At 59.4% G+C, this 11,012-nt stretch carries 10 protein-coding genes; 7 read left to right on the top strand and 3 right to left on the bottom strand.

What is annotated here, in order from left to right; translation table 11 throughout:
* Positions 1-339, bottom strand: a 339-nt coding sequence (locus BLV04_RS23630) for a PAS domain-containing protein (RefSeq protein ID WP_139192037.1), incomplete at its 3' end; no start/stop codon positions are given.
* Positions 340-873: 534 nt separating this feature from the next.
* On the opposite strand from BLV04_RS23630, the gene BLV04_RS23635 reads away from it, so the two are divergent.
* Positions 874-1,593, top strand: a complete 720-nt coding sequence (locus BLV04_RS23635; protein ID WP_093038525.1) for a hypothetical protein — start codon at positions 874-876, stop codon at positions 1,591-1,593.
* Between the two features lie 290 nt (positions 1,594-1,883).
* Here BLV04_RS23635 and ssb read toward each other — a convergent pair whose 3' ends face one another.
* Both ssb and BLV04_RS23645 read right to left on the bottom strand, forming a co-directional pair.
* The gene (gene ssb, locus BLV04_RS23640) at positions 1,884-2,381 is read right to left on the bottom strand and encodes a single-stranded DNA-binding protein (protein ID WP_093038527.1); all 498 of its coding nucleotides are present in this window, start codon (positions 2,379-2,381) and stop codon (positions 1,884-1,886) included.
* Positions 2,382-2,459: 78 nt separating this feature from the next.
* Positions 2,460-3,842: an MFS transporter gene (locus BLV04_RS23645; protein ID WP_093038529.1), complete on the bottom strand. Its 1,383-nt coding sequence runs from the start codon at positions 3,840-3,842 to the stop codon at positions 2,460-2,462.
* Positions 3,843-3,969: 127 nt separating this feature from the next.
* Here BLV04_RS23645 and uvrA point away from each other — a divergent pair, with 127 nt between their 5' ends.
* The 6 genes from uvrA to BLV04_RS23675 all read left to right on the top strand — a co-directional run bounded on the left by uvrA (position 3,970) and on the right by BLV04_RS23675 (position 10,969).
* On the top strand, positions 3,970-6,795 hold the full coding sequence (uvrA, locus tag BLV04_RS23650) for an excinuclease ABC subunit UvrA (RefSeq protein ID WP_093038531.1): 2,826 nt from the start codon (positions 3,970-3,972) through the stop codon (positions 6,793-6,795).
* 298 nt (positions 6,796-7,093) lie between these two features.
* On the top strand, positions 7,094-7,357 hold the full coding sequence (locus BLV04_RS23655) for a DUF433 domain-containing protein (RefSeq protein ID WP_093038537.1): 264 nt from the start codon (positions 7,094-7,096) through the stop codon (positions 7,355-7,357).
* Between the two features lie 307 nt (positions 7,358-7,664).
* Complete coding sequence (locus BLV04_RS23660) at positions 7,665-9,437, top strand: ATP-dependent nuclease (RefSeq protein WP_093038533.1); 1,773 nt, start codon at positions 7,665-7,667, stop codon at positions 9,435-9,437.
* Between the two features lie 567 nt (positions 9,438-10,004).
* Positions 10,005-10,247, top strand: coding sequence for a type II toxin-antitoxin system Phd/YefM family antitoxin (locus BLV04_RS23665; RefSeq protein WP_093038535.1), 243 nt, complete (start codon positions 10,005-10,007; stop codon positions 10,245-10,247).
* Positions 10,244-10,495: a Txe/YoeB family addiction module toxin gene (locus BLV04_RS23670; protein ID WP_093038539.1), complete on the top strand. Its 252-nt coding sequence runs from the start codon at positions 10,244-10,246 to the stop codon at positions 10,493-10,495. Before BLV04_RS23665 ends, BLV04_RS23670 begins: the two co-directional genes overlap by 4 nt.
* An 87-nt stretch (positions 10,496-10,582) precedes the next feature.
* Entirely contained in the window at positions 10,583-10,969 is a 387-nt protein-coding gene (locus BLV04_RS23675; RefSeq protein ID WP_281241885.1) for an AAA family ATPase, read from the top strand.
* Positions 10,970-11,012: the final 43 nt, after the last annotated feature.

Raw genomic sequence — 11,012 nt, forward strand, 5'->3', positions numbered from 1 at the left:
GCCCACACCCCGGCCGCGCGAGACCGGGGGAGCGCTTCGCCGACCCCTATCACGCAACTTGATCGCGAAACCATCAAAATCGCTGACCGCACTCACGGCGCCGAGGAGCCCGCTCTGGCGTTCGAACGCGGCATTCACCTCGAGAAAGCGGTAATCCACCGGCTTGTCCCGCGCATCGAAGAGCATTTCGATAATGCAGAACCCTTCGTCGATCGATTCGAACAGGCAGCGATACTTCGCCTCGCTTTGCGCGAGCGCATCCTCGGCGCGCTCGAACGCCATGGCGTCGTTGCGCACGTTCTCACCCGACGATCCCCCATCCCCTGCGACCGTGCTCATAGGAAACGCTGGCCCTCCTCGGCAATCAGATACGCCCGACACTTCCTCGCGAGTACCAACCCGTTGGAACGGAGGAATTCATACAGGCCGATGATACTTGTTCCACGCCCTCCGGCCGCCTCAACGGCGATCTCGGTCGTGCGGATGGGCCACGACGTCGCCGCGGCCGGCGGCGCCCGCCACTCGAACGACAGCGGTCATATTCCACGCTCGGTGCGGTCGGCGGCTTCGGGTCGTAACCGGCCTACCCGGAGCCTAAACGCCAGCGTCCGCAACGCACGTTTATACGAAGCTCGCGATTATGCAAAGCGGGCCTTGGCAGGACTCACTGACCGCCGTCGGCAGGCGGTCAGGGTACGCTGTGAGCTTCTCATAATCACAGGGTCTTCAGGAACTCGATCAGGCTGTCTAAGGCTGACGCGACATGCGTTGAGATTATCGAGAGGCACGTCAAACTTGGCACTGCGCTCGCCGAGGCAAACGTGGATAACCCTCGTTAGCTGACCGATCCGACCGAGCGGGCAGGATGCCCCTATGAAAGCCCATCTACGACACATCTTCCGCGCCGGCATCTGCCAGGCGATGGCCGGGCAGGCGGCGACCCTCACGGCTCCGGATCTTACTGCGACCGCCGCGGACTCAAACCAGATAACGAGCAAGGCCGACCCGACCGGGATCGACGAGGGATTGGCGTATGCGCCAGGGACGATCGTGGTTGATGAGGTGCTGCGCATTGCCACGGAGCAGGTGTCCAAGCTGGCCGCACCGCTCGGCGCTGATCTGTGCAATGGCCTCGCAGGGACGGCAGCGATCGAGGCATCGCGGCGTGTTTTGGCGGCAATGGTCGATCGCGTGTCGGCCGGAACAACCGCCACCGGAGAAAGCCTGCTAGTGCAGGCGATCGCGCCAGCGACGCTCTCGGACCTGTCCGCGCGCGGTATCGACCTGGAAATGGAAAGCGCTGGAATCTGGTTGCGTGATCGGGAACTCCTGCATGCGCTGCGCGAGAGTAAGGGGGTCATCGATCATGCACTACCGGCCGAGGTCCGGCGCAACCTGTCGAGCCTGCTGGAAGGCGCAACGCCTTATCTCGATGCGCTCGATCAGGCGCTGGTGTGCGTGTTCGATGCCTCAAAGGGCACGGGCAAGGTGGTTGTGCGCGTGAACTACAGCGAGAAGGTGCGTCGTGACGGCAAACGCGAACGGATCACGGCGAACTTTGCGCGGACCGGCGGCCTGCATTGCCGACAGTGACAGGGACCGGTTGCGGATTTGAGTGGTTACGAAAAGATTCGGATAAAACAGCCCCCCCGAAACCGAGTCTACGGGCTGACAGTAGCGCTCGCCGCTTTCCATCGTGAAGTTCTTGGTAGTGAACACCGTCATCGCAAGTTCACTCAAACTTCACAAAATGACGGAAGTGACCAGATACGCGACGATCTGTCAAAAGCAATTTGACAGTTTTTGATGGCTCAACTGAGCAAGAAAGGCCCGCCATAACTGGCGAGCCGTCGAAAAACTTGGCAAAACTCAGCAAGTATAGTCTAAAAAGGGATATCGTCGTCGAAATCCGCCGCACCTTGGCTGCTGCCTACGGAGGACGGCGCCGGGCTTGAGGACTGAGGCCGCCCGCCGCCGCGCGACGACTGATACGCGGGCGCATCGTCGAACGGCACCGATGATCCGACACCGCCGCCGGAACGGCTGTCGAGCATCTGCATGGTCCCGTTCATGTCGACCACGACCTCGGTCGTGTAGCGATCTTGTCCGTCCTGCCCTTGCCACTTACGGGTGCGCAGCTTGCCCTCGACGTAGATCTTCGAGCCCTTGTGCACATACTGCTTGACGATCTCGGCGACCTTGCCGAAGAAGACGACGTTGTGCCACTCGGTGCGCTCCTGCCGCTCGCCCGTGTTCTTATCCTTCCAGGTATCGCTCGTTGCGATACGGACATTCGCCACCGCATCGCCGCTCGGCATATAACGCACCTCCGGATCAGCCCCGAGGTTACCGATGAGAATCACCTTGTTGACGCCTGCCATGCAGTCCTCCCGCTCCGCGCCAAACGCGGGCGATGGTTGTCTCGCAAAAAATGACGCGGCCGACCTCGGCGTTACGCCTCAGGCCCTGGCCGAAAACGTCTGCAATGTTGCCCAATCCAGTCGGCCACTGTCCACCTTAAGGTAAGCGACACCCTCGTCGAGCGCGACGACGACATCCTCCACCCCCGGGATGGCCAGCAAACGCGCCTCGAGACCCAGACCCTCTTTGTCCGGCCGATCGCCGAGCGAGAGGACATGCGCCGTCAGATTCGCCGGCATCACCATCGTGGCCGCCAGACCGATCCACACCAGCGAGGTCGCGGCCCCGACCAGATAAACGGCATCCGCTCCGAAGCTCTGGTGCGCCAAGCCGCCGAGCAGCCCGCCCAGGAAGGCACCCACGAACTGGGAGCTGGAGAAGACCCCCATCGCCGTCCCTCGTGCACCGGCTCGGGCGGCCTTCGAGACCAGCGACGGCAGAATGGCCTCCATCAGGTTGAAGACCGTAAACATCACCAGCAGCAGGAACCCGACGACCCAAATCGACTGGTGGAAGAGATAGAAGCCCACCATCGACGCGCACATCGCCGTGACGGCACCGAGCAGCACGGCCTTCACCTTGCCGCCGCGCTCCGCCATGATGATGAAGGGGACCATCACGACGATGGCGAGCAGCACGACCGGCAGATAGAGCAGCCAGTGATCCACGGGCGCCAAGCCGGCCGACTCGATCGACAGCGGCAGCACCACGAACATGCTCACCATGGTGAGGTGCAGCAGGAAGATGCCCAGATCCAGGCGCAGCAATGTGGGGTTACCCAGCACGCCCGCGAACTGATCGAGCACCGGCTGGGCCTCGCGGTGGACGCTGGAGCGCTCGGGCTCGGGCACGACATAGGCCAGGACCAGCATGCCGGCGATCGCGAGGAACGCGGTCAGCCAAAAGATCCCGGAGATACCGAGCCAGCGCGCCAAGGGCGGTCCGATGACCAGTGCCGCAGCGAACGACAGGGCGACGCTGATACCGATCGCCGCCATCGCCCGGGTGCGCACGGCATCGCGAGTCAGATCGGCAGTAAGCGCGATGGTCGCCGCGGCGATGGCCCCGCTACCTTGGAGTACCCGCCCCAGAATGACCAGCTCGATCCCGTCGGCGAGTGCCGCCACGACGCTGCCGATAGCAAAGAGCACCAGCCCTCCGTAAATGACCGGCTTGCGCCCGATCCGATCCGACAGCAGTCCAAGCGGGATCTGAAACAGCGCCTGCGTCAAGCCATAAGCACCGATCGCCAGCCCGACCAGCAAAGGCGTGGCGCCGTCCAGGTCGTGTGCATAGAGCGCGAAGACCGGCAGGACCATGAATAGGCCCAGCATCCGCGTGGAGAAGATCGCGGCCAGACCGGCCGCGGCGCGCTTCTCCAGCCCGGTGAAGGCGACAAGGGGTTGGTGGGAGGGAGTCAAAACCGGTGGCCTTCTACGTCGATTCGGCGAAAGAGGCGAGTATAAGGGCTTGTCGGCGATCGTGCCCGATCGCGATTTGCGGAATAATCGCGGATTGGCCGCCCACCGCCGCAGGTCTCCCAGCCCCATGGACACAATCCGCATCCGCGGCGCACGCACGCACAACCTCAAGAGCATCGATCTCGATCTCCCCCGTCAGCGACTGATCGTCTTCACCGGCCTGTCGGGCTCGGGCAAGTCATCGCTCGCCTTCGACACCATCTATGCCGAGGGCCAGCGCCGCTATGTCGAGTCGCTCTCGCCCTATGCGCGGCAGTTCCTGTCGGTCATGGAGAAACCGGATCTGGACCATATCGAGGGCCTCTCGCCGGCCATCTCGATCGAGCAGAAGACCACCTCGCACAATCCGCGCTCCACCGTCGGGACCATTACCGAGATCTACGACTACCTGCGTCTGCTCTTCGCGCGCGTCGGCCAGCCGCGTTGCCCGGCCCACGACGAGCCGCTGGAGGCCCAGACGATCAGCCAGATGGTCGATCAGGTCATGGCCTTGCCGGAGGGCGATCGGCTGATGCTGCTCGCACCCGTGGTCTCGGCGCGCAAGGGCGAGTACCAGCGGCTGATCGGCGAGCTGCATGCACAGGGCTTCGTGCGCGCCCGCATCGACGGCGACCTCTACGAGCTCGACGACCCGCCCGAGCTGGACATCAAGAAGAAGCACGACATCGAGGTGGTGGTCGACCGCTTCCGGGTGCGTCCCGACTTGGCCCTGCGTCTGGCCGAGTCCTTCGAGACCGCGCTCAAGCTCTCGGGCGGCATCGTGCGCGTTGCCGCGATCGACGAGCCCGAGCGGCCCATGATCACCTTTTCGGCGTCCTTCGCCTGCCCGGTCTGCGGCTACAGCATCCCGGAGCTCGAGCCGCGGATCTTCTCCTTCAACAACCCGGTCGGCGCCTGCCCCACCTGCGACGGGCTCGGGGTGGAACAGTTCTTCGACCCCGCCAAGGTCGTCCTCCATCCGGAGCTGAGCCTCGCGGGCGGCGCGGTGCGCGGCTGGGACCGGCGCAATGCCTTTTACTTTCAGGTGATCCGCGGACTGGCGGAGCACTACGGCTTCGATGTCGAGACGCCTTGGAGCCAACTCGACGCCGGGATTCAGCAGCTGATCCTCTTCGGCACCGGCAAGGAGAAGATCAAGCTCAAACTGCCGCACGAGCGCGGCTCCGCCAAGGTCCGTCCCTTCGAGGGCATCATCCGCAACATGGAGCGGCGCTATAAAGAGACCGATTCCAGCGCGGTCCGCGAGGAGCTGGCACGGTATCTCTCCCACCAGCCCTGCCCGACCTGCGGCGGCGCGCGTCTCAACGAAGCAGCCCGCCATGTCTTTCTGGAGGGTCACAACCTGCCCGCGGTCGCCGCCATGCCCGTGGGCGACTCGCTGCACTTCTTCGAGGGGCTGGAGCTGCCCGGCAAGCGCGGCGAGATCGGTGCGCGGGTCATCAAGGAGATCGCCACCCGGCTGCGCTTTCTGGTCGACGTCGGTCTCGACTATCTGACCCTCGACCGCAGCGCCGAGACACTCTCCGGCGGCGAGGCCCAGCGCATCCGGCTCGCCAGCCAGATCGGCGCCGGCCTGGTCGGGGTCATGTACATCCTGGACGAGCCCTCGATCGGCCTGCACCAGCGCGACAACGCCCGACTGCTCAAAACCCTGACCCACCTGCGCGATATCGGCAACACCGTGATCGTGGTCGAGCACGACGAGGAGGCGATCCGCTCCGCCGATCTGGTCGTCGACCTGGGGCCGGGCGCAGGCGTGCACGGCGGCGAGATCGTCGCCCAAGGCACTGCCGAGGAGATCGCGGCGGTACCCGGCTCACTGACCGGGCGCTATCTGTCCGGTGACCTGCGGATCGCCATCCCGACACAGCGCACGCCCAACGACCCGGATCGGCAGTTACGCATCCTGGGTGCGCGGGGCAACAACCTGCGCGCCGTCGACGCCGAGATCCCGGTAGGGAGCTTCGTCTGCATCACCGGGGTCTCGGGCTCGGGCAAGTCCACTCTGATCAACGACACACTCTTCCCGGTCGCCGCGCGCAATCTCAACGGGGCCAGCCTACAACCGGCACCCCACACCGCCATCGAAGGGCTCGACTCCTTCGACAAGGTCGTCGATATCGACCAGAGCCCCATCGGTCGGACCCCGCGCTCCAACCCCGCCACCTACACCGGACTCTTCAACCTGGTGCGCGACCTCTTCGCTGCCGTGCCCGAGGCGCGCTCGCGCGGCTACGGACCCGGCCGCTTCAGCTTCAACGTCAAGGGCGGGCGCTGCGAAGCCTGCAAAGGGGACGGGCTCATTCGGGTCGAGATGCACTTCCTGCCCGACATCTATGTCCAGTGCGACACCTGCAAGGGCCGGCGCTACAACCGCGAGACACTCGAGATCCGCTACAAGGGCAAGACCATCGACGAGGTCCTGAACCTCACTATCGAGGACGCCCTCGAGTTCTTCTCCCCCGTGCAGCTCATCAAACGCAAGCTCCAGACTCTGATGGATGTCGGACTGGCCTACGTGCGGCTCGGCCAGAGCGCCACCACGCTCTCCGGCGGCGAGGCCCAGCGCGTGAAGCTCAGCCGCGAGCTCAGCAAGCGCGATACCGGCCGGACACTCTATATCCTGGATGAGCCCACCACCGGCCTGCACTTCCACGACGTCAAGCATCTGCTCGACGTCCTGCACCGCTTCCGCGACCAGGGCAACACCGTCGTCGTGATCGAGCACAACCTGGATGTCATCAAGACGGCAGATTGGATCATCGATCTGGGGCCAGAGGGTGGGCACCGGGGCGGGGAGATCATTGCGGTCGGGACGCCCGAGGAGATTGCCGCGAACGAGCGATCGCATACGGGGCGGTTTTTGAAGCCATTGTTGGAGCGGGGGTGGTGAGTGGCGGGATCGTGATTGCGGCCGTTGGGCCACGCACCGGGCGCGGTGAGCTTGCGAGCCTCCGGGCGCACGCCGGGCGGGTCGCTCCCGCCGCACCCTGCTGCCCGTTCCGACGGGAGGCCGCACATCATGGGCTTGATGAACGAGCGATGCTCGAATTTCGGCAGGAGCCGATCGGCGAATCGAAGTAACCTATGGTCTGAAACGGCCAGAGGCGAAGCCGAATGAGAGTTGCATCTCCGGCGGTTCGACATCGACCGGGTCGCTGATGGCGACACAACACCTGGAGCCAGACTCAATGAACGCAGTGTCAGACAGCATCACGCCCCTCTCGTACCTGGACGGCCGTATCACCGTCTATCCCGACCTCTGCAACGGACATCCGACCATAAGGGGACTGCGGATCACCGTCGAGACGATCCTGGGTTTCCTCAGCGCCGGAGAGACACGGGAGGAAATCCTGAACCAGTACCCGTCGCTGGAGCCGGCTGATATCGATGCTTGCCTGCGATTCGCAGCTGATTTAATGAGACACCGTTACACGCTGAAGAGCGTGGCGTGATGCGGTTTCTGATCGACGCCAATCTGCCTTACCGGTTCTCGCTATGGTCTGGAGAAGACTTTCAACACATGCGAGACGTCGGCGAGACTATGGCATCGAGGTCAAGTCCTGCAAATGGCGATGCATGATTAAAAGACTCGACCCTGCTTTTGCAGAAGCAGCAGAAGCGAACGCGTTTGCGGCTGACACGAGTTCGTGGCGGGAGGGTTACTATGATGAGGAATGATTCAATAAGGCCATGCAGCCGACGCACTGACGCGCGCGGCTGATGGCTAGCGTTATGGCCCACTAAGACACGGAGTACAAATTGTCTGACGTAAAGATAAGCACAATAAAATTCACAAACTTTAAGGCGCTAAGCAACTACTCTGTGAGCTTGAGCGAAACCAATATCCTAGTTGGGCCAAACAATGCTGGAAAATCTACGATAGTTAGTGCTTTTCGAATTCTAGATGTTGCGCTTCGCAAAGCTAAAAGACTAAAGGCAGAAAGAGTTCGACTGCCGAATGGAAACACTGGATTTGGCCATAGCGTACCCGAGCAACAAATCAGCGTATCGCTAGAGAATGTAGCTACAGATTATAATGGAGAAGATAGCAAGATTGAGTTCCGGCTAACCAACCGGAATAGGTTATTTCTGTTTTTCCCAAATGATGGAGGTTGCATTCTCCACTGGGAAAATGAAGGTTCTACAGTCAATTCTCCTGGCAAGTTTAGAAATGCCTTTCCAGTAAATATTCAGGTGGTTCCCGTATTAGGGCCACTCGAACATCAAGAAGCCTATGTCAATAAAAATACAGTTATAAATTCATTGAACACCCATCGAGCTTGTAGGCATTTTAGAAATTACTGGTATTATTTTGATGATGGATGGAATGAGTTTTCCGAAATGATATCTACTACTTGGCCTGGAATGGTCATCAGAAAGCCCGAGTTAGATATCCCAAACAGGAAATTGAGCATGTTCGTTTCCGAGGAGAGAATTGATAGAGAGGTTTATTGGGCGGGCTTTGGTTTTCAAATTTGGTGTCAGTTACTTACACACCTGTCACGCTCAAATGAAGCAAGCATCATAATCATCGATGAACCGGAGATTTACCTTCATCCTGATGTGCAACGCCAATTGCTGAGCATTCTCAGGGGTGTAGATGCGGATGTCTTATTAGCAACGCACTCTGTTGAGATCATGGGAGAGGCTGATCCTTCGGAGATACTTTTAGTTAACAAAGGAAATCGATCCGCGAAAAGGTTGAAGGATGTCGAAGGAGTTCAAGTTGCTCTAGAAGCATTAGGCTCAACTCAGAATGTTACTCTTACCCATCTAGCAAGGACAAAAAAGATACTTTTTGTAGAGGGAATGAGCGACTACAAATCGGTTAGGCGTTTCGCAAAGAATTTGGGATTTCACGATTTGGCTTCTGGGAATGATTTGACAGCTTTTGAATCCGGCGGTTTTTCTTCGTGGGAAAGAATCAGGTCTTTCGCTTGGGGTGTAAAGAATACGATTGATGCAAAGATGAAGCTATTCGCAGTTTATGATCGTGACTATTATTGCCAAGAAGAGATAGACTTAATTTTAGACGGCTTGAAAGCCGAGTTAAGCCATGCTCACATACACCAACGAAAAGAAATGGAAAACTATTTTCTAGTGATTCCTGTTCTGGAACGAGTGCTAGCAAAACAGCTTGAGAGCAGGAAACGAAGGTCAGGAGAAGAAGTAGATCTTAAAAATGGAATTGCAGATCACTTAATTGAGATAACCGAGGGCTTAAAGGTTGAGTCTCAATCACAATATATAGCCAAGAGGATAAGTCATCATCAAGGAAAAGGATTAGATACCGGGACTATTAGCCGGCAAGCAATAGAGACGTTTGAAAGCCAGTGGTCGGATCTCAATCGTCGCATGGAAGTTGTTCCTGGAAAAACAACACTTAGATTGCTTAGGGCTGCTATTCAGGAAGAATACAAGGTAAATCTCACCGATGTTCAAATAATCGATGAATTTAAACCAGAGGAAATCGCTGGTGATTTGCGGAAGTTGATTGAGCAATTGGAGGCTTTTCGTGTTGGCCAGCCCTAACAATGGCGCGGTCTGCCGTGATTTCGATGTCCAACTCGATGGCATTCATGGCCATCTCGTTTTCCGGGGTTTCGGGCCTTGGTGTTTTCTTCCGGTCATGGGCTCGTACAATCTTGGCCGACGCCGAGCGGGTTAGATGGAAGCACCCTGATGCATCCAGCAAACCATTATTATTTCAGTAAGTTGCATGGATAATCTGCGCCGAGGCGAGTATGCGTGGAGACCAATGCCCTTGGAAAACGGCAAAGCCCACGGGGAGACCGCTCAGGCAAGCAAACATCAGCTTACACCGTGTGAGTCACGTTTGCCGGTGCGTGACATCACTTGGCCTCGCGGCACGCACGCAGCCGGGATCACTGCGCAGCCGTAAGCGCTTGGGCGACAGATCGCGATCACGGTCGGTCGGCGGACTTGGCCCGACGGGTTTTGCCGACCGAGGCGATATAGCCCGGAAACCGTGGGCTGCTCCCGGTTCTCGCCTCTGGGTCTTATGCCAACTACACGTACCTCTTGACGTACGTACGAGATGTCGGACAGTCGGCTTTTGTGGCTCATTGGAGGTGTGTCATGGCTGCAATTTCGGCCAGCGAAGCGCGCGCAAACCTGTATCGGCTGATCGACGAGACCGCATCCTCGCATCAGCCGTTGCTGATTTCGGGGAAGCGGAACAGTGCAGTGCTGGTTTCCGCGGAAGACTGGGAGGCGATCCAAGAGACTCTGTTTCTGCTATCTGTCCCTGGTATGCGCGAATCGATCAGGGAAGGGATGAAGACGCCCGTTGACGAGTGTGCCGGTGATCTAAATTGGTGAACTGGCAGGTAGTTTATACGAAGCAAGCACAGAGGGACGCGAAGAAGCTGGCGTCAAGTGGCTTGAAATCAAAGGCACAGGAGTTGTTGGCGATTCTTGCCGAAGACCCATTTAAGCGGCCACCCCCTTTCGAAAGACTCGTTGGCGATCTTGCGGGCGCCTATTCAAGGCGAATCAATATACAGCATCGGCTGGTATACGAGATTCTGGAAGAGGAAAGGATCGTCAAGGTGCTGCGGCTCACATGACAGGCCCTCATCGACCCGTTACGCTGAGCAGAGGGCGCTCGATCGCCGCCGCCACGCCCATCACGCATCAGCCTGCCGAGGTCAGCCATGCACCGCCGCAAACTGCCGATCGGGATTCAGACCTTCCGCGAGATACGTGAGGACGACTATTACTATGTCGACAAGACAGGTTTTGCCCGACAGTTGATCGACGAGGGGAAATACTATTTCCTCTCCCGCCCGCGGCGATTCGGCAAGTCGCTGCTGATCGATACCCTGGCCGAGCTGTTTGCCGGCAACGAGGTGCTGTTCCGGGGCCTGGCGATCCATCCGCACTGGGACTGGTCGACGCGCTATCCGGTCATCCGGATCAGCTTTGCCGAAGGGGTTCTGCAAAGTCGCGAAGCACTGGATGCGCGCATCGCGGATCTGCTGCGCATCAACCCATCCCATTACACACATCTCATGAATCATGAGCCTGTCGAGCATATCTGAGCCCCGCGGCGAAGTCCGTGACGCGTTGCAGGCCGAGCCAAAT

The sequence above is a fragment of the Thiocapsa roseopersicina genome, assembly GCF_900106925.1.
Taxonomy (GTDB): domain Bacteria; phylum Pseudomonadota; class Gammaproteobacteria; order Chromatiales; family Chromatiaceae; genus Thiocapsa; species Thiocapsa roseopersicina.